This is a genomic window from Pseudomonas sp. MYb13 (assembly GCF_002980075.1).
Classification (GTDB): domain Bacteria; phylum Pseudomonadota; class Gammaproteobacteria; order Pseudomonadales; family Pseudomonadaceae; genus Aquipseudomonas; species Aquipseudomonas lurida.
This window is the reverse complement of the sequence record NZ_PCQI01000008.1, coordinates 200,178-219,208: the sequence shown is the minus strand read 5'-3', so window position 1 is coordinate 219,208 and position 19,031 is coordinate 200,178. Positions and strand designations below refer to the sequence as shown.

Here is a 19,031-nt window from a genome sequence, read left to right as displayed (position 1 = left end):
AGTGGCAAATGTTAAAATTTGTCACGTTTCGGCGGAATCAATTCCAGGAAAGCCACGACAGTTGCTGGAACTGATGGTCGCTGGACCTGGTGACTTACTCAGGCTTTCCATGCGCCGCGTCCAGACGCCAGGAAGGCTCTTGATGCGCTTGATCGGCACCTGACAAGGTGATTGCGACGCGGTTGAGCAGCAACTCGGCGTTGTACTTGGGCACCAGCGCGCAGGCCAGCAAGACCACCAGGCCACCGCCGATAAACGAAGGTGAAACCTTGATGTCGGCGCTTTCAATACGCCAGAGAAACGTAATCGCCGCCACCGCACCCAGCGTTGCACCGGCCAGGGCTTCATTGAGCGGATGGATGTAGGGTGCCACGCAATAAGCACTGAACCACGCGCTGGCCAATAACCCCGCCCCCGCTGCCGGCCAGCGTAATACCGGATTGAACTGGCGCGCCAAAAGGCTCAGTGCCACCGTCAGCATCAGGCACGTATTCATGGCATGGCCACTGAGTACGGCAATATCCAAGGGTTCGAACGATAAGCCCCAGCCTTTGAACAGCAACTTGCTGAGCGCAACGATCGAATACGTCACGCCGACGGTGATGACCCAGGCGCGAAGTGCCCAAGGGTTGGAATACCTCAGCCATACCGCAATGATGAGGGCGGCCGGAATCATGACGGTAATACCGCCATAGTGCGCTAGTTCTGCCCGCATAACTCCCCAAACCTGACGTCCCCGTTTCGGCGCTCATCAGACCTCAGCGCAGGGGAAAACACAACGTTATCTCCGGTCAGCCTTGGGCAACCCGACGCAAACTGGCGGCCGTGACAGTGCTTCCAGGAATAACTGAACACATTCAAAATGCAAATCCCTGATACACCACCAGAATCATGATTCAATATTTTAATAATTAGGTTAGAACCAATCGGCATTTTACAGCCCTCGCCACTGCCCCTACTTTGGACGCGAAGAACCGACCCCCTGCCCGGTGGAGGTGCCCATCCCTCACAAGACTACGCCCAAGAGAAGGACACACCATGAGCATCGAATTCATCGGCTACATTGGCGGCCACCACGCTTCCGAGATCCATCCACGCAGCGGCCCTACCCTGCAACCCGACTACGTCGAGGCCGTGGCCCGCGCCCACGAGGAAGCCGGCTTCGACCGCGCGCTGGTGGCCTTCCACTCCAACAGCCCGGACAGCACGCTGATCGCCTCCCACGCCGCCAGCGTGACCCGCAAACTGCAATTCCTCATCGCCCACCGCCCCGGGTTCGCCCAGCCCACCCTGGCCGCACGTCAATTCGCCACACTCGACGTGTTCAACGGCGGGCGCACGGCCGTGCACATCATCACCGGCGGCGATGACCTCGAACTGCGTGCCGATGGCAGCCACATCGGCAAGGACGAGCGTTACGCCCGTACCGATGAGTACTTGAGCGTGGTGCGCCAGGAATGGACCAGCGAACAACCCTTCGACTTCAAGGGCACCTACTATCAGGTCGAAGGTGCGCACTCCACGGTGAAATCACCGCAACAGCCACACATCCCGCTGTATTTTGGCGGCGCCTCCAACGCTGCGATTGAAGTAGCGGGCAAGCACGCCGACGTTTATGCACTGTGGGGCGAAACCTACGAGCAGGTGCGCGAGATCGTGACTCAGGTACGCGCCGAAGCGGCCAAGCATGGGCGCGAGATTCGCTTCAGCCTGTCATTGCGGCCGATCCTCGCCGAGACCGAAGAACTGGCGTGGGCGCGGGCCGACAAGATCCTTGAGCAGGCCACCGAGCTGGCGGAGAAGAATGGTTTTGTGCGACGTGAACCGCCGAATGAAGGCTCGCGCCGGTTGCTGGCGGCCGCAGCGCGAGGGTCACGGTTGGATAAGCGTTTGTGGACGGGGATTGCGGGCCTGCTCGGTGCGCAGGGCAACTCCACCTCGCTGGTGGGTACAGCCGAGCAAGTCGCGCAAGCGTTGCTGGACTACTACGACCTGGGCATTACCACGTTCCTTATCCGTGGCTTTGACCCCCTGAATGATGCGATCGACTACGGCAAGCGTTTGATCCCTCTCACCCGCCAACTGGTTGCCGAGCGTGAACACGCCAAACAGGTCGCTTAAGCACACCTCAAAACCAATGTGGGAGCTGGCTTGCCAGGGATGGCATCAACGCGGTGTGCCTGATGCACCGAGTGGCCTGCATCGCGGGCAAGCCGGCCTCCACAGTTGGATCGTGGGGTGACAGGCAGATAGCGGTCGGTTGTCAGGCCGCTTTCGCGGGCAAGCCCGCTCCCACATTTTTGGACCGTGGGATTACAGGCAGATAGTAGTTGGCTGTCAGGCCGCCAGCAGGAGCTGGCTCCCCTATGATTAAACCCGTTTGTGTCGACGATCAGTTCTTGTACTCGGTATCACTGCGCTCCAACTGCCGAATCAACGCATTCCAATGCCGCGCCACACCAGGCCCCTCGCCACTGGCAAACACCTTCGCCTGCTGCTCAACTTTCTCCACCACCTCCCTCGGCGGAAAGATCAACTCCGCATTCCCCGCCGCCTGCGCCGCGACCTGGATATTGCACGCACGCTCCAACTGCTGCAGCTGCTGAAACGCATGCTCAACACTCACCCCCGCCGTCAACAACCCATGGTTGCGCAGGATCATTACACTCTTGTCGCCCAAGTCCGCGACCAGCCGCTCACGCTCGTCCAGGTCCAGGGCCACGCCTTCATAACCGTGGTACGCCACGCGCCCGGAGAAACCGATCGAATGCTGGGAGATCGGCAGCAGGCCGTCTTTCTGCGCCGACACCGCAATGCCGTCACGGGTGTGGGTGTGCAGCACCGCTTGCAGGTCGTGGCGCGCGCCGTGGATGGCGCTGTGGATCACGTAGCCGGCGTAGTTGATGCCAAGGCCGGTGGGGTCGTCGACAATGGTGCCGTCGAGGTCGACCTTGACCAGGTTGGAAGCACTGATTTCATCGAACAACAACCCAAAGGCATTGATCAGGAAATGCTCCTCCGGGCCCGGTACGCGGGCAGAGAAGTGGGTGTAGATGTGGTCGGTCCACTTGTAAAGGGCCGCCAGGCGATAAGCGGCGGCCAATTTGACGCGCACTTCCCACTCTTCCGGAGTGACGCGTTGGCGAACGTTGCTGGAAACGCTGGAAATCGAGGTGACGCTGCTCATGGCAAAACTTCCTGGATGGCCTTAAGGACTTCCAGGCAAGCCTATGGGATGCATTTAAATAATAAAAAGCACATTTTAATCTAAGCTAATTATTATTTTTTTTCATAAACACACCCGCCATGACACAGGTGGGATTACGCGGCGTTGCGGATTTTATGCAGGGAATTCGCCACCAGCTTGCCAAAGGCGTCCACCGGCCCTTGCAGGTTGCCCAGGAAGTGCGGGTAGATCAGCCACAGGTCCATCACCGGCTTGAAATCCTTGAGCGGCATCACCGCCAGTTGCTCACGGTGGGCGCTGCGTTCCAGCAACGGCCGTGGTACCAGCCCCAGGCCCAGGCCGTCCGCCACCAGGCCCAATTGCAGCTCGGTGCCGAAGGTTTCCAGGTTCACCCGTAGCGCCAGGCCCTGATCCGACAAGGTCCGCTGCAAACCCGCGCGGAAGCCGCAACCATCCGGGTTGAGAATCCAGCCGTTCTGGTACACGTCCGCCAGCTTGCAGGGTTTCTTCGGCAATTGCGCCTTGGCGCACACCACCACCAGCTCCATCTTGCCGATGGATTCGCCGACGATGTTGTCCGGGAAGATCTTGCCCGCCGGGAATAACGCCGCTGCGGCATCCAGCTCGCCGCGCTCGATCTTGCCGACCAGTTGGCTGCCCCAGCCGGTGGCGACCTGGGCACGCAACTCAGGGTATTCAGTGCGCAGGTGCTTGAGCGCATCCAGCAGCACCACATCGCCGATAGTCTGGGGCACGCCCAGGCGCAACAGGCCGGTGGGCGGCGCGTCGGTAGCCACCAGCTCACGCAGGGCGTCCATCTCGCGCAGGATCAGCCGGCACTGTTCGTAGACACGGGTGCCGATCAGCGTAGGCTTGAGGGGCTTGGTATTGCGGTCGAACAGCTCCACGCCCAGCGCCTGCTCGAAGTTCTGCACGCGGCGGGTGATGGCCGGCTGGGTCAGTTGCAATGACTCGGCGGCATGGCTGATGGACTGGCAACGAATCACTTCGACAAAGGCATCGATATCGTCAATTTTCATTTGGGCCGCACATAGAGAACAGTCATTAAGATGTGTGCGAAGCATAGTTGCAGGAACGCCGCCTGGATAGTCCGCGCTGTGATCGATAACGTCTAACGCTATTCAGGGCGGTTCTAAATTACCTTCGGCTATAAGCTAATCATTAAAAAATAGCATATTAACTATAAACATTATGCTTAGATAAACCCATCACCACCGACCACACGATGGAATTGTCATGACCCAGGCCCGACACCCCGAGAGACTCAGAGCCTTCATAGGCGCCCTGGCGGAATTGATCGACGGCAATCCACGCGAAGGCGACTTGCTGCACCGTGGCGGCAAGCTGTTGGCGCAACTGGTTAGCCATGATGACTGGCTGCCTGATGAATTCGCCCAACCCGACCCCGAGCGCTATCAGCAGTTCTTGCTGCATGCCGATTCGCGCCAGCGCTTCAGCATCGTCAGTTTTGTCTGGGGGCCGGGGCAACGTACGCCGATCCATGACCACCGGGTGTGGGGACTGATCGGGATGCTACGCGGGGCAGAGTTCTCCCAAGGGTTCGAACGCGCCCCCGATGGCAGCCTGGTTGCCGAAGGCAAGCCCATCCAGTTGGTGCCGGGCCAGGTCGAGGCCGTGTCGCCCAAGGTCGGTGACATCCACCAGGTCAGCAATGCCCACAGCGACCAGGTGTCCATCAGCATCCATGTGTACGGCGCCAATATCGGTGCGGTACGCCGAGCGGTGTACCAGCCCGACGGCAGCGAGAAGTTGTTTATCTCCGGTTATTCCAATGCCTTCCTCCCGAATATCTGGGACTTGTCCAAAGAAAAGAGCCCTGCCCTATGACCACCGTATCGACCCGCAGCTTTGCCCAGATTCGCCAGGCCCTGTTGGACCAAGAAGAAGTCGCCCTCATCGACGTGCGCGAAGAAGCGCCGTTCGCCGAATCCCATCCACTGTTTGCCGCGAACATCCCGTTGTCCAAACTGGAACTGGAGGTGTATTCGCGCATTCCACGGCGCGATACCCAGGTCACCGTCTACGATAACGGCGAAGGCCTGGCCAGCCGCGCGGCCGAGCGCCTGATCGCATTGGGCTACACCCGGGTGAGCCTGCTGGAAGGTGGGTTGGAGGGTTGGCGCAAGGCGGGTGGCGAGCTGTTTATCGACGTGAACGTGCCGAGCAAAGCGTTTGGCGAACTGGTCGAGAGCGAGCGGCACACGCCGTCCCTCGCCGCCGAAGAGGTGCAGGCGCTGCTCGACAGCCAGGCCGATGTGGTAGTGCTCGACGCGCGGCGTTTCGACGAATACCAGACCATGAGTATTCCTACCGGCATCAGCGTGCCAGGCGCCGAACTGGTGTTGCGCGTCCGCGAACTGGCGCCAGACCCGGCCACGCGTATCATCGTCAATTGCGCCGGACGCACCCGCAGCATTATCGGCACCCAGTCGCTGATCAATGCCGGTGTGGCCAACCCGGTCTCGGCCTTGCGTAACGGCACCATCGGCTGGACCCTCGCCGGGCAGACACTTGCCCATGGCCAATCGCGGCGCTTTGCACCGACCTCGGAAGAACACCGACAGGTCGCCGCCGTGGATGCGCGCCGCGTCGCCGACAAGGCCCGCGTTGGCCGTGCCACCCTGGCCGACCTGCACGCCTGGCAGCAGGAGCAAACGCGCACCACCTACCTGTTCGATGTGCGCACCCCGGAAGAATTCGAGGCCGGTCACCTGCCTGGCGCTCGCTCCACGCCAGGCGGGCAGTTGGTGCAGGAAACCGACCACGTCGCCAGCGTACGCGGTGCACGGCTGGTGCTGGCGGACGATGACGGCGTGCGTGCGAACATGTCTGCGTCCTGGCTGGCCCAGCTGGGCTGGGAAGTGCATGTGCTGGATGATCTGCAACCGGCGCACTTCAGCGAGCAAGGCGCCTGGGTCGCCCCGGTCCCAGCACCGCCCCAGGCCGAACTGATCAGCCCCCACACCCTGGCCGACTGGCTGGCCCATGGCGACACCGTGGTGCTGGATTTCACCGCCAGCGCCAACTACGTAAAGCGCCATGTCCCCGGGGCCTGGTGGGTGCTGCGTGCGCAACTGCCACACGCCCTGGCCAAGGTGCCCGCCGCCCAACGGTATGTGCTGACTTGCGGCAGCAGCCAACTGGCGCGGCTGGCGGTGGCCGAAGTCGAAGCGATCACCGGCAAGCAGGTGTTCCTCCTGCAGGACGGCACCGCCGGCTGGATCAACGCACAGTTGCCGGTGGAAGAAGGTGAAACCCACCTGGCCTCGCCGCGGATCGACCGCTACCGTCGCCCGTACGAAGGCACCGACAACCCCAAGGAAGCGATGCAAGCCTACCTCGACTGGGAGTTTGGCCTGGTCGACCAACTGGCTCGCGACGGCACCCACGGTTTCCATGTGATCTGATTCACCCAAGCGTCCTGCACCCGCACCGGGTGCAGGCCCTAGACCCGCCCCTCTCCAGGCGTCGGCTGAGCCACCCACGAGAGAACACCCGCACGCCCCTGCACATCACTCGCCTGGAACCTGGCATCGGCGCCGAAATCGCCCGCATCGACCTGCGCCAACCGCTGACCACCGCCTTGCCCGATGAACTGCCCACCGCATGGGCGCATGGATGGCCTTTTCACCTCGGACCGCAGCGCCTCGCCAAATGCAATTAGAGAATAATCAGATCACACATAATCAAATATTTTCATAATTAACATATAACCAAAAAGAACTTCACAGCCAGTTTTTATAGGAATAACGTTAGCCCACTGACCGACCCCTTCTCCAGGCGGAGGTAAACCGAACCTCATTTTGATCTGCCTGGAGACTGCATCCCATGGTCTTTACCTCCCCTTTCAAACGCCTGCTCCTGGGCACCGCCCTAGCCCTCGGCCTGGCCAGTGCAGCTCACGCCGCCGATCTGCAACCGCTGCGGGTGGCCAACCAGAAATCCACGATCAAGGCGCTGCTGGAAGTGTCCGGCGAAACCAAAAACGTGCCCTATGAAATCCAGTGGTCGGAGTTCCCGTCCGCCTCGCCCCTGGGCGAAGCGCTGAATGCCGGCGCCGTGGACATCGGTGCCCTGGGTGATGCGCCCTACGTGTTCGCACTCGGTGCAGGCGCAGCGCTCAAGGTGGTCAGCATCATCCACGCCGAAGGGCGCAACACCACCGCACTGCTGGTGCCCAAGGACTCGCCGATCAAGACCGTCGCCGACCTCAAGGGCAAGAAAATCGTCACCGGCCGCGGCTCTATCGGCCATTACCTGGCAATCAAGGCCCTGGCCACGGCCGGCCTGACCACCAAGGACGTGCAGTTCATTTTCCTGCTGCCGAGCGAGTCGCGCCTGGTACTGGATAACGGCACCGCCGACGCCTGGGCCACCTGGGACCCCTACACCACCGTGGTCACTTCGCAAAGCCAGGCCCGCGTGTTGATCAGTGGTAACCAGTTGCTGAGCAACCACCTGTACCTCGCCGCCACCAGCCAGGCCATCGCCGACAAGCGCCCGCAACTGGACGACTTTGTCGCCCGCGTCGACCGAGCCTACGCCTGGGCCAACACCCACCCCAATGAGTACGCGGCCGCCCAGGCCAAGATCACCAGCCTGCCGCTGGAAGTGCATGTGGAAGTGGCCAAGGACACCCACCTCACACCGGTCGCCATTGACGACACCGTCATCAGCGGCCTGCAAGCGACCGCCGACACCTATCAACAAGAAGGCCTGCTGACCAAGCACATCGACGTGTCACAGGGCTTCGACAAGAGCTTCAACGCCAAGCGTGTCCAACTTTCCCAGCAAGCCTCGCGCTAACAGGAGCAGAACATGAGCAAGCCACATCACGCACAACCACGCCATTTGAAACTCGGCGCCATGGTCCACGGCGTCGGCCACGGCTGGGGCGAATGGCGCCACCCGGACGCCCAACCGAATGCCAGCACCAGCTTCGGTTTCTACAAACAGCAGACTGAACTGGCCGAAACCGCCAAGTTCGACTTCGTGTTCATCGCCGACAGCCTGCACATCCACGCCAAGTCCAGCCCGCACTACCTCAACCGTTTCGAGCCACTGACCATCCTCTCGGCACTGGCGGCGATCACGACGAATATTGGCCTGGTCGCCACCGTGACCGTCAGCTACACCGAGCCCTACCAGGTCGCACGCCAGTTCTCGTCCCTGGACCATATCAGCGGCGGCCGCGCCGGTTGGAACGTGGTCACTTCGTGGCTGAGTGGCACCGCCGACAACTTCAGCAAGGCCGAGCATCCCCCCCACGCCGTGCGTTACCGCATCGCCAAGGAACACGTGAACACCGTCCAAGGCCTGTGGGATTCGTGGGAAGACGACGCCTTTACCTACGACAAACAGACCGGCGAGTTTTTTGCCCCGAACAAGCTGCATGCACTCAACCACAAGGGCGATTTCTTCTCGGTGAAAGGTCCGCTGAACATTGCGCGTTCACGACAGGGCCAACCGGTGATTTTCCAGGCTGGAACCTCGGAGGACGGGCGCAACTTTGCCGCGCAAAACGCCGATGCGATTTTTGTGCACGTGGACAGCATCGAAGAAGGGCTGGCCTACTCACAGGACCTCAAACGCCGCGCCAAAGGTTTTGGCCGTGACCCGCAAAACCTGTCGATCCTGCCGGGCATCCGCCCGATTGTCGGCCGCGACCCGGCCGAAGTGGAAAGCCGCTATCAGCAGGCCGTGGACCTGGTCACCGTGGAAGATGCGATCGTCGCCCTCGGGCGCCCGTTCAACGATCACGACTTCAGCCAATACCCGCTGGACGAGCCCTTCCCGGAACTTGGTGACCTCGGCTCCAACAGCCAAAAAGGCGGCTCCGACCGCATCAAGCAACTGGCCAGGGACGAAGGCCTGACCCTGCGCGAAGTGGCGCTGCATTTCTCGCGGCCAAAACGGGATTTTGTCGGCACCCCGGAGCAAGTTGCCGATGCGATCCAGGCCTGGTTCGAGACCGGCGCCAGCGATGGTTTCATCATCAACTCGGTGCTGCCGGATGGCCTGCAGTATTTTACCGAATGGGTGGTGCCGGTGCTGCAGCAACGCGGTCTGTTCCGCACCGAATACAGCGGCCATACCCTGCGCGACAACCTTGGCCTGGAGGTTCCGGCCAACCGCCACAGCGTCGCCGCCGAGGTTGAAGAAAAACAGGAGGCGCTGGCATGAGTGAGTCCCTCAACCGGCAGTTGGCCGAGCTGCACGCCGAGCGTGTTGCCACCTGGGCGCCGGCAGCGTTGCAGGTCAATATCGATCAGCGCCAGCGCCTGGTGGATGAAGCGCGGCCGGACGACTACGTACAGGTCGGCGACGAACTCGACCCGTTCACCCTGCTGAATGTGGAAGGCGGTGAACTCAACCGCGACCTGCTGCTGGCGGACGGTCCGGCCGTGCTGGTGTTCTTCCGCTTTGCCGGGTGCCCGGCGTGCAACATCGCCCTGCCCTATTACGAACGCCAACTCTACCCACGCCTGCGCGAACTCGGGGTGCCGCTGGTGGCCGTGAGCCCGCAAGTGCCCGAGCGCTTGGTGGAAATCAAGACCCGTCACAACCTGCAACTGTTGGTGGCCAGTGACCCTGACAACAACCTCGGACGACGCCTGGGCATTCTCTACAGCTTCGATGAAGCGTCACGCAATGCCGCGTTGGCGAAGGGCAACCACATCGGTGAAACCACCGGCACCGGCACCTGGGAATTACCGCAACCGACGGTGGTCGTGATTGCCAGGGACGGCACGGTGGCGTTGGTGGAGGTCAGCCCGGATTGGTTGGTGCGCACTGAAGCAGACCCGGTGTTGCGGGCAGTGGAGCAACTGCTGGGCCAACAGCCTGTACGCATTGCTATCTAAATCACGCCAATCCCACATTTTTGACCGAGTGCGTTCCCATGACCCAACCGTCTCTACGCTCCGTGGACGTCGCCAACTTCGAAGCCCTGCTCGAACGCCTCAGCGCCGAGCTGGCCAGCACCGCGCACGTCTATGACGAGAGCGGCGCCTTCCCCCACGCCAACTTCAAGTTGCTGCACGCACACGGCCTGGTTGCCCTCACCGTGCCCAAGGCCCTGGGCGGTGGCGGCGCCAGCCTGCCCCTGGCGCGCAAGGCCATCAGCGCGATAGCCAAGGGCGAGCCTTCCACCGCGCTGATCCTGGTGATGCAGTACCTGCAACACACCCGCCTGCAAGACAGCAAGACCTGGCCGGCGCACCTGCGCACGCAAGTGGCCCAGGATGCCGTGCGCGACGGCGCGCTGATCAACGCCCTGCGCGTCGAACCCGACCTGGGTACGCCGGCCCGTGGCGGGCTGCCGGCGACCACCGCCGTGCGCACGGCCGAAGGCTGGCGCATCAGCGGGCGCAAGGTCTATTCCACTGGCAGCCACGGCCTGAGCTGGTTCAGCGTGTGGGCCCGCAGTGATGACGCCGACCCCTTGGTGGGTGCCTGGCTGGTGCCCAAAGGCAGCCCCGGCGTGACCATCATCGACACCTGGGATCACCTGGGCATGCGCGCCACCTGCAGCCACGAAGTGGTGTTCGACAACGTGCTGGTACCCCTCGACCATGCTGTCAGTGTCAGCCCGTGGAGCGCGCCGTCGCCGGAGCTGGATGGCGAAGGGTTCCTGTGGATGTCGGTGTTGCTGTCCTCGGTGTATGACGCCGTGGCCCAGGCCGCGCGGGACTGGCTGGTGAACTGGCTGGAAGAGCGCAAGCCGTCCAACCTCGGTGCAGCGTTGTCGACGCTGCCGCGCTTCCAGGAAACCGTCGGCCATATCGACACCCTGCTGTTTGCCAACCGCAGCCTGCTCGACGCTGCCGCCCAAGGCCATACCCCGCCAGCCAATGCCGCGCAACTGAAGTACCTGGTAACCCATAACGCCATCCGCGCCGTGGAGCTGGCCATCGAGGCCTCGGGTAACCCGGGCCTGTCGCGCCATAGCCCGTTGCAACGCCACTACCGCGACGTACTCTGCAGTCGCGTGCATACCCCGCAGAACGACGCCGTGTTGCAAGGCGTCGGCAAGACGGTCTTCGCCCAACGCCAGAAGGAACGCCCATGAGTCAGGTGATTATTGCCAGCCAGCTGGACGAAGATTACAACGACGTGATCCGCCAGCGCCTCGCCTCGATCCACCCCGCCGCCCAGGTGATCGGTGTGCCCGCGGGTGTACCCAGCGACCTGCCGCCCCAGGCCAATATCCTCTTGCTGCGCCCGATCAACGTGCGTGGCTACACCGCCCCGGACACGCCACCGCCGGGCTGGCCCTACGGCGCACAGTGGGTGCACCTGGTGTCGTCGGGCATCGACTTCTACCCCAGTTGGCTGTTCGACGGCCCACCGGTCACTACCTCGCGCGGCAGTGCGGCCGACAACCTGGCCGAGTTTGCCCTGGCGGCAATCTTTGCCGCCTCCAAGCAGTTGCCGGATATCTGGGTGAAGGATGCCCAGTGGCATTTCACCGCGTTGAGCCCGCTCAAGGGCACGACGCTGGGCCTCCTGGGATTTGGTGCAATCGGCGAAAGCCTGGCGCAAAAGGCCCTGGCGCTGGGGATCAAGGTGGTGGCGCTGCGCCAAAGCAAGGCGCCGTTCAACACGGGCGTGGAAGCCGCCAAGGATATCCACGACCTGTTCGCCCGCGCCGACCACCTGGTGGTGGCTGCACCACTGACCGAGTCCACGCGGCATATCATCAACCGTGATGTGCTGGGCAGCGCCAAACCAGGGCTGCACCTGATCAACCTTGCACGCGGTGGGTTGCTGGATCAGGAGGCGCTGTTGGAAGCCCTGGACAATGGGCAGGTCGGGCTGGCATCGCTGGACGTGACCGAGCCGGAGCCATTGCCGGATGGGCATCCGCTGTATACCCATCCGAAGGTGAGGTTGTCGCCGCACACGTCGGCGATTTCCACGAATAGCCGCAATGAGATTGCCGATACGTTTTTGGCGAACCTGGAAAAGTACGTCGCGGGCTCCAAGCTCGCCAACGTGGCCAACGCCTGACGCCGTTCAAAAAGGTAGCAGCGGGCGTGCATCGGCTGGCAAATCTCATTTGATGCGGAAGTGGAAGGTGTTACGCACCGCCGGTACAGCGACAGCCTTACCCTCTACGATCCTCGGCTGGTAGCGAAAGGTGTTGGCCGCCGCCAGTGAAGGTCGCATGAACAACGGGTGACAACCGTCCAATACCCTGGGGTTCTCCACGCGTCCCTGGGTGTTGACGGTGTATTCCACCGAACAATCGCCTTCGATGTTCTTGTCCAGGGCACGCTCGGGATAGTCGGGTGCTTCCTTGCTCAAGGGCTGGTATTGGCGGCTGTCGAAGGCTGGCGCGGGCGCCGGTGCGGCGGGACGTGGGCGTTCAGCGGCAAGGCGTTCCTGGGCCAAACGTTGTTGTTGCGCACGTTGTTGCTCAAGCTCACGGTTGCGCTGTTCAGTGGCCAAGCGCTGTTGTTGCTCGACGTTCTTTTCTTCGATGCGCTTGCGTGCCAAGGCGGCTTTCTCGAGCTTCTGCGCCTGAATCTGCGGATCGACTGTGGGCTTGACCGGCAGGGGAATAGCGACCGGCTCCGGAGGCGGCAGGGCCACCGGCTCAGGCTCAGGTGCCGGAGCTGGGACCGGAACTGGCGCAGCCGGCATCATCACCAACTGGGTATGCATCACCCTGGGCACCTCCACCGGCGTTTGTCCCGTCGACCAGCCGAGCATCAGCGCAGCCAGCACGCCTACATGCAGCGCCACGGCCAGGCTCGCCGCAAGGCTGTTTCTCCAGAACCCGGACGGCGCCTGGGGCGCCATCGTCAATGTTGGACTGTGCATGATCATCGCCGTCATTGCGGGGCCTCGGTCACCAGCCCCAGGTTGCTCACACCCCCTTCTGCAACACCGCCATGGCCGCTACCACACGGCCATAGCCGGCGTTGTCGTCGGCGCGGATGTACACCTGGGTATCACTGCGCGCCGCCACCACCTGCATGACCTTGGCGCCCATTTCATCGAGGGACACGGCGCTGTCGGTCTGGTGCCGGGTGTCGAGTTCGCCGCCAAGGTTCCAGTAGTAACCACCGTCGGCCTTCACCGACAGCGTGAGGATCTGCTGGCGGGTGTCGGTGGCCAGTGCCTCGGCGGCGACCTTGGGCAGTTCGATCTTTACGCCCTGGGTCAGCATCGGCGCGGTGACCATGAAGATCACCAGCAGCACCAGCATCACGTCGATGTAGGGCACCACGTTCATCTCCGCCTTGGGCCCATGCTTGCGTTGCGGCCTGGTCAACATCGGTGTGCTCCTTGTTCAGGCGGCTACGGCCAGGTTGATCGGGGTGCCGCGCAAGGTGCGATGCAGGCGCACCTGCAATTCGTTGCCGAAGGCGTAGTAGCGGGTGAGCAACGTCTGGCCGCGCGCCGCGAAACGGTTGTAGGCGATCACTGCCGGGATGGCGGCAAACAGGCCGATGGCCGTGGCGATCAATGCTTCAGCAATGCCCGGCGCCACCGTGGACAAAGTCGCTTGCTGTACCTGGGACAAGCCGATAAAGGAATTCATGATTCCCCACACCGTGCCGAACAAGCCGATGTAGGGGCTCACCGACCCCACGGTGGCGAGGAATTGCAGGCCCTTTTCCAACTCGATCTCCTGTTCGGTGATCGCCACCTGCAATGCGCGCTCGACACCCTCCAGCACAGCCGGATCATGGTGGTGCAGGTGCTGGTATTCCTGCACGCCGGCGATAAAGATCGGCGCAATCCCACCCTCGCCTGCCTGCACGGTTTCGCGGTACAGCGGCTGCAAGTCGGTAGCAGCACGGAAGCGCTGCACAAAGCCGTTCAACTGTCGCTCCAGGCGCCGCAGCACACTGCCGCGCAGGATGATCAGGTACCAACTGAGCAAGGATGCCAGCAGCAAAGTGACCATCACCGCCTTGACCAACAGGCTGGCATCGCTGATCAACCCCCAGATCGTCATATGTTCCATCGTCGCGTGCATGGTTAAGCTCCTATTCGATTAAAAAGTGATGACCGGGTGATGACGGCTCACGGCAACTTCAGCGCGCGGGTGACGTCCGCCCACGGCACGAACTTGAAGTTCTGGGTTTGCTCGGGCATGCGCTTGCGCCCGTCCTGCACCACCAGCATGCCTTGGCTCCAGGGGCCGCCGAGGTGAATGGCGGTGACTTCCAGGCCATCGGTTTCCGAAGCTCCGTCGATACCGGCGGCCGCATTAAGGCCAACGCGGAACGCCCCGCGCGTCGCAAAGGGTGGCTCGGCATCCACCACCAGGTAGCTGTCATTGCCCTGGCTGGAAATCACCAGGTAATCGCGCGCGTTGCTCTGGTACAACGCCAGGCCCTCGACATCCGCGTGCAACTGCGGCCCCACCTTGATCACACTGGTGAGCGTGGCCGGTTGGTCAGCACGCGCATCCACCGCCCAGACGCCGACGTCCTCCTCGCCAATGAACAAGCGCTGGCGTTGGTCGTCGGCCACGCAGCCTTCGGGTTGGCTGTCGACGTTGAACTGGCGCACCAGCTCGCCCTGTACACGGCCATCTGCTGCGCTCAGGCGGTATTGCAGGAAGGTGCCGTCCTTGTCGTTGGCAACCGCATAGATCTCGCCGCTGGCTGGCTGGAACAGGCAAATACCATAGATGTCCTTGAGCGGCGTAGGCACTTCGCCCGCTTCGCGCAGTTCACCGCTCTGACGGTCGATGCTGAACAGGCTCAGGCTGTTGTGATCGCGATTGCTCGCCACGGCGAGGTCGACGGTGCGCGCGCCGAGCTTGAAATTGGGGCGTACATCGACGTTGTTGAGGCGGCCGACCGCCAGCTCCTGTAACAGCTTGCCGTCGAGGTCATAGGCCAGCAGGCCTTGCTTCTTGTTCGTACCGAGGACGCGGCTTTTTTCCGGCTGCGTGGGGTGAATCCAGATGGCCGGGTCGTCCGCCGCATCGCCCTGGCGGCCGACCGGGTCGGTCTGGCGCACAGCGGCGACTTCCGGCAGCACCGGCTCGGCTGGCACCGGCTTGGCTTGCCAGTTGAGTGTGCCTTGGTACAACTTGCCGGTGTCGTCATCACGTACCAGCAGTTGCTGGCCATTGACGCTGAGTTGTTCCGGTTCCTTGAGTCCTGGCAGCGTCAGGCTCGGTTGCTCAACCCAGCGTTTGCCGGTGTGCTGGAACAGGTGCAGCTGGGCGGTCTTTGGATCAAGCGCCACCACTGCGCCCGGCACCAGCGCCATGGCCCCGGCTTCGCGCTTGGGGTCGTCGAACAGCGCCACAGGCGTGCGTTTGACCTCAGCCTCCGGATGCGCCGGGTAAGCCCACCAGCCGACGTTTTCTTCGTTCACCACCAGTTGCTGGGTGGCATCATCCACCTGGCAGAACTGTGCCGACGGTGGCAGCGGCAGGCCGCGTACGCGCTGGGGTTCGCGGAGCAGGCTCGAGGCGTTGCCCACCAACCATTGCTCGCCCTTGCCCTCTTCGCCCACCAGGAACACAAACAGGTTGGCTGCCCCGTCGCGGTACAGGCACAGGCCGGTCACCGGGTAGTCGCGGGTAGGCAGGTACAGCGGTTGGCCCCAGGTTTTGCTGGCGGTATCCAGGTTGATCAGCAGCGCCTGCTGACGCTCGTTGTCGAGGCTGGCGACCAGCACTTGGGCACCGGTGACACGGGTGTCCAGGCTGCTGAAGTTGCCATTGAAACGCGCCAGCCCGACGCCTTTGTTGTCGAGCAGTTGCAGGCCATCGCGGGTGCTGGCAACCAGGCGGTGGGTGCCGTTGGGCAGCAGGTTGATGGCTTGGGCATTCACACTGGAGCCCCAGGCAGTCAGGGCCAGGTCGGCGGCCATTACCGGTGAACCCACGGCCAGCGCGATCAGCAGGTACAGCTTGGAAATTCTCATGAACGAACACATCCTTCGACAGCAATAGAGATCTACTGTGGGAGCTGGCTTGCCGGCTCCCACATCGGAAATGAGGGGGTGCTTAGAAATGGGTGAAGGTCAGGCCCAGCTTGTAGGTCGGGCCGTACTCCTCGTACTGGCCGTTGTAGCTACGATGGCCGGTGTAGACGAAGTACGACTCATCGGTGAGGTTCTGGGCCTCGAAGCTGACTTGCAGGTTCTTGGTGAGCGAGTAGCGTGCGCTGAAGTCGACGAAGGTCTGTGCATCGACGTGCAGGTCATGGGCCTTGTCATTGATCGAGGCCAACTCGTAGAGGTAGGCCGATTTGTAGTTGGCCGACAGGCGCAGGCTGAGCTTGTCGTCTTCCCAACCGAGCATCAGGTTGCCGACGGTATCGGACTGGTTGGGCAGGCTGATAGTGCGCTTGCGGTTCGTCCCGCTGGCGCTGTCGAAACCTTCGATATCAGCACTGGAACGGCTGAACGTGGTGTTGGCACCGATCAGCAGACCGTTCCATGGCGCCGGCAGCCAGTCGAACTTCTGTGAGTACGCCAGTTCCAGGCCGTAGAGCTTGGCACTGTCGCCGTTCGCATAGGTGTGGGCCTCGGCAAAGTTGGTCCAGGCGCCAGTACCGGCCAGGTCGGTGTTGTAGACGAAGTTCTTGATGTCCTTGTAGAACACGAACGCCGAGACGGTGCCGGCACGGCCCATGAAGTGCTCGATGCCCAGGTCGAGGTTGCTCGACGCCAGAGGCTTGAGGTCCGGGTTGCCGAAGGTGGCTTCGTCGTCGTCGATCACGAAGCCCGGTGCCAACTGACCGAACGTTGGGCGCACCACGGATTTGGTCCAGGCGGCGCGCACCTGGGTGTTCTTGTCGATCTGGTAGCGCGCATGCAGGCCCGGCAGCCAGTGGTGATAGCGGCGCTTGGTCTCGGTCGGCGTGAACACCCCATCGGTGGCGCCGGTGCCCTTGGCTTCGAACTCGGTGCCTTCGTAGCGCAAGCCGGCGATAAAACGCCAGTCGTCGATGTCGATGGTGTTCATCAAGTAGCCGGCGTTGATGTCTTCGCGGATAGTGAAGTCGTTGACCCGGGATTCAGTCTCGTCATAGAAGTCCGCCGGGTTGAGGCTGCCGATCAGTTGCTTGATGGCGCTGGGGCTGATGCCCGGGCCGTAGTTGCCGAGGCGATAGTCGACACTGCCCTTCTGGAATTGGCTGAGGTTGAGCTGGTCGGCACTGAAGCCGAGGGTGTCGAAGTCTTCGTAGACCCAGGCTTCCAAGTCGTTGTCTTTGTTGCGACGGCTGACCTTGCCGCCGAACTTCACCTGGGAGGCATAGCCGCTCAGGTCATAGTCGCGGGCCAGGTCCAGGCGCAGGTTTTTCTCGGTGTCCTTGGTGTTCTGTTTTTCCCAGTCGACTTTATCGAGGCTGAAATTGCGCGCGTCGTAGAAGCCACTGCCGATGATCGGGCGTGGCTTGTCCTTGTCATAGAAGCCACTGTCGGCAAAGTCGCCGCCATCGAAAGTGGCGCCGGCGATGTGCGCCGGGCTGTCTTCGCTCGATTGGCTGTAGCCGGCCTGGCCGCTCAAGGTCCACAGGCCGAGCATGCGTTCACCGCCGAACACGTAGGACTGGATTTCCTGGGTTTCCTCGCGGTTTTTCAGCTTGCGCTTGGCTTCGGCATCCCCCAACTCGCCGGCGGCCAGCGGGTCGGCAAACTCGATGCTGGCGGCGTTGCGGGTCTCGGTGTCTTTGTAGCGGCTGTAGAGCGTGCGCAGGTAGTAGCTGCTGAAGTCGTCCGGCTTGTAGTCGAAGTTCAGGCCGCCACCGGCACGTTCGCGGCTGATGTCGTAGTCACGCTGTTCAAATTCGTTGAGCTTGGCACCGTTGGTGAAGTCCCAGGCACCGCCGGTCTCGACGTTGTCCGAGCCGAAATCGCGCTTCTGCCAGCTCAGCGCCGCGGCGACGCCGAAATTGTCGATGCCATCGCCGAGGCTGAATCGGTTGCTGGTCGCGCCAGAGAACTTCGGGCTGGTCTGGCGGGTATTCTTGTCGTAGCTGGCTTCGGTGCTACCGTTGTAGAACAGGCCCTTGTGGTCGAAGGCCGACAGGCTTTGCACGTCGACCGTGCCGCCGAGGGAGTTGGCGTCCATGTCGGGGGTCAGGGTCTTGATCACCGACAGCGACTGCACCAGCTCCGACGGCAGCACATCCAGCGCTACGGCACGCCGCGCGCTCTCCGGGGCGGGCACCAGGGTGCCGTTGATGGTCACGCTGTTGAGGTCCGGACCCAGGCCACGCACGCTGACAAAACGCCCTTCGCCCTGGTCGCGCTCCACGCTGATACCCGGCAGGCGCTGCACCGCTTCGGCGACGTTCTCATCCGGCAACTGGGCCACGCCATCGGCATGCACCACGCTCTTGATGCTGTCGGACGAGCGCTGCTCCTTCAACGCCTGGTCGATGGCAGCAGCCTGCCCGACCACTTCGACGTGCTCGGTGTTGGCCACTTCGGCCGCATTGAGCCGCTCACTGGCTATCGCCAGGGCCAAGGCAGTAAGCGTGAAGCTGACGAGCCCGGTGCGCTTGTACATGCAATCCTCCCCAAGAATCCGTTGGCGCCAGGCAAGAGACCCGGCAACTGGGAGGGCACGCTAGGGGCGAGGGATGACGGTTCTGTGACAGGGATCGGCGCGAAGGCCCGTAAACCCTGGTCTAGAGCCGTGTGAAGCGAACAAATGAGCTGAATTGACCCCAATCCGAAGTGGGCGTTGAGTTGCCTGCAACAGCGGTCTGTCTGCTAGCGCTGGATTAGCTGGCGCAGCGCTTTCACCGGCAAGCCAGCTGCCACATTGGCGCTGTGTTTGGCGAAAAAATGTATCTATGCCATGAGC

15 protein-coding genes and 1 pseudogene are annotated in these 19,031 nt (G+C 62.4%); 8 read left to right on the top strand and 8 right to left on the bottom strand.

Going from position 1 to position 19,031, the window contains the following annotated elements; translation table 11 throughout:
- Positions 1-94 precede the first annotated feature (94 nt).
- Complete coding sequence (locus tag CQ002_RS16915; protein ID WP_234010326.1) at positions 95-715, bottom strand: hypothetical protein; 621 nt, start codon at positions 713-715, stop codon at positions 95-97.
- Positions 716-1,038: 323 nt separating this feature from the next.
- On the opposite strand from CQ002_RS16915, the gene CQ002_RS16910 reads away from it, so the two are divergent.
- On the top strand, positions 1,039-2,121 hold the full coding sequence (locus CQ002_RS16910; RefSeq protein ID WP_105162454.1) for an LLM class flavin-dependent oxidoreductase: 1,083 nt from the start codon (positions 1,039-1,041) through the stop codon (positions 2,119-2,121).
- Positions 2,122-2,392: 271 nt separating this feature from the next.
- Here CQ002_RS16910 and CQ002_RS16905 read toward each other — a convergent pair whose 3' ends face one another.
- Positions 2,393-3,187, bottom strand: a complete 795-nt coding sequence (locus CQ002_RS16905) for a class II aldolase/adducin family protein (protein WP_098466774.1) — start codon at positions 3,185-3,187, stop codon at positions 2,393-2,395.
- A gap of 134 nt (positions 3,188-3,321) precedes the next feature.
- Complete coding sequence (locus CQ002_RS16900) at positions 3,322-4,227, bottom strand: LysR family transcriptional regulator (RefSeq protein ID WP_069077580.1); 906 nt, start codon at positions 4,225-4,227, stop codon at positions 3,322-3,324.
- Positions 4,228-4,444: 217 nt separating this feature from the next.
- On the opposite strand from CQ002_RS16900, the gene CQ002_RS16895 reads away from it, so the two are divergent.
- The 7 genes from CQ002_RS16895 to CQ002_RS16865 all read left to right on the top strand — a co-directional run bounded on the left by CQ002_RS16895 (position 4,445) and on the right by CQ002_RS16865 (position 12,241).
- Positions 4,445-5,056, top strand: coding sequence for a cysteine dioxygenase (locus CQ002_RS16895; protein ID WP_034106445.1), 612 nt, complete (start codon positions 4,445-4,447; stop codon positions 5,054-5,056).
- The gene (locus CQ002_RS16890) at positions 5,053-6,636 is read left to right on the top strand and encodes a rhodanese-related sulfurtransferase (RefSeq protein WP_105162455.1); all 1,584 of its coding nucleotides are present in this window, start codon (positions 5,053-5,055) and stop codon (positions 6,634-6,636) included. The genes CQ002_RS16895 and CQ002_RS16890 overlap by 4 nt, the downstream gene beginning before the upstream one ends.
- 421 nt (positions 6,637-7,057) lie before the next feature.
- Positions 7,058-8,035, top strand: a complete 978-nt coding sequence (locus tag CQ002_RS16885) for an ABC transporter substrate-binding protein (protein WP_034106449.1) — start codon at positions 7,058-7,060, stop codon at positions 8,033-8,035.
- Positions 8,036-8,047: 12 nt separating this feature from the next.
- Positions 8,048-9,412: an LLM class flavin-dependent oxidoreductase gene (locus tag CQ002_RS16880; protein WP_034106451.1), complete on the top strand. Its 1,365-nt coding sequence runs from the start codon at positions 8,048-8,050 to the stop codon at positions 9,410-9,412.
- Entirely contained in the window at positions 9,409-10,092 is a 684-nt protein-coding gene (locus CQ002_RS16875) for a peroxiredoxin-like family protein (RefSeq protein WP_069077577.1), read from the top strand. The genes CQ002_RS16880 and CQ002_RS16875 overlap by 4 nt, the downstream gene beginning before the upstream one ends.
- 38 nt (positions 10,093-10,130) lie before the next feature.
- Complete coding sequence (locus tag CQ002_RS16870) at positions 10,131-11,300, top strand: acyl-CoA dehydrogenase family protein (RefSeq protein WP_105162456.1); 1,170 nt, start codon at positions 10,131-10,133, stop codon at positions 11,298-11,300.
- Positions 11,297-12,241, top strand: coding sequence for a D-isomer specific 2-hydroxyacid dehydrogenase family protein (locus CQ002_RS16865; RefSeq protein WP_105162457.1), 945 nt, complete (start codon positions 11,297-11,299; stop codon positions 12,239-12,241). The genes CQ002_RS16870 and CQ002_RS16865 overlap by 4 nt, the downstream gene beginning before the upstream one ends.
- A 45-nt stretch (positions 12,242-12,286) precedes the next feature.
- Here the strand turns inward: CQ002_RS16865 and CQ002_RS16860 are convergent, their stop codons facing one another.
- The 5 genes and pseudogenes from CQ002_RS16860 to CQ002_RS16840 form a co-directional block, all read right to left on the bottom strand.
- Complete coding sequence (locus CQ002_RS16860) at positions 12,287-13,072, bottom strand: energy transducer TonB (protein WP_034106459.1); 786 nt, start codon at positions 13,070-13,072, stop codon at positions 12,287-12,289.
- Positions 13,069-13,514 (bottom strand): annotated as a pseudogene (gene tolR, locus CQ002_RS16855) (protein TolR). Before tolR ends, CQ002_RS16860 begins: the two are co-directional and overlap by 4 nt.
- Before the next feature lie 15 nt (positions 13,515-13,529).
- Positions 13,530-14,222 carry a protein TolQ gene (gene tolQ / locus CQ002_RS16850; RefSeq protein WP_034106464.1) on the bottom strand — a complete coding sequence of 231 codons (693 nt, stop codon included), beginning with the start codon at positions 14,220-14,222 and terminating at the stop codon, positions 13,530-13,532.
- 47 nt (positions 14,223-14,269) lie between these two features.
- Positions 14,270-16,135 (bottom strand): phytase, encoded by a 1,866-nt coding sequence (locus CQ002_RS16845; RefSeq protein ID WP_105162458.1) that lies wholly within the window; start codon positions 16,133-16,135, stop codon positions 14,270-14,272.
- Positions 16,136-16,217: 82 nt separating this feature from the next.
- Complete coding sequence (locus tag CQ002_RS16840; protein WP_105162459.1) at positions 16,218-18,731, bottom strand: TonB-dependent receptor; 2,514 nt, start codon at positions 18,729-18,731, stop codon at positions 16,218-16,220.
- Between the last annotated feature and the right edge of the window lie 300 nt (positions 18,732-19,031).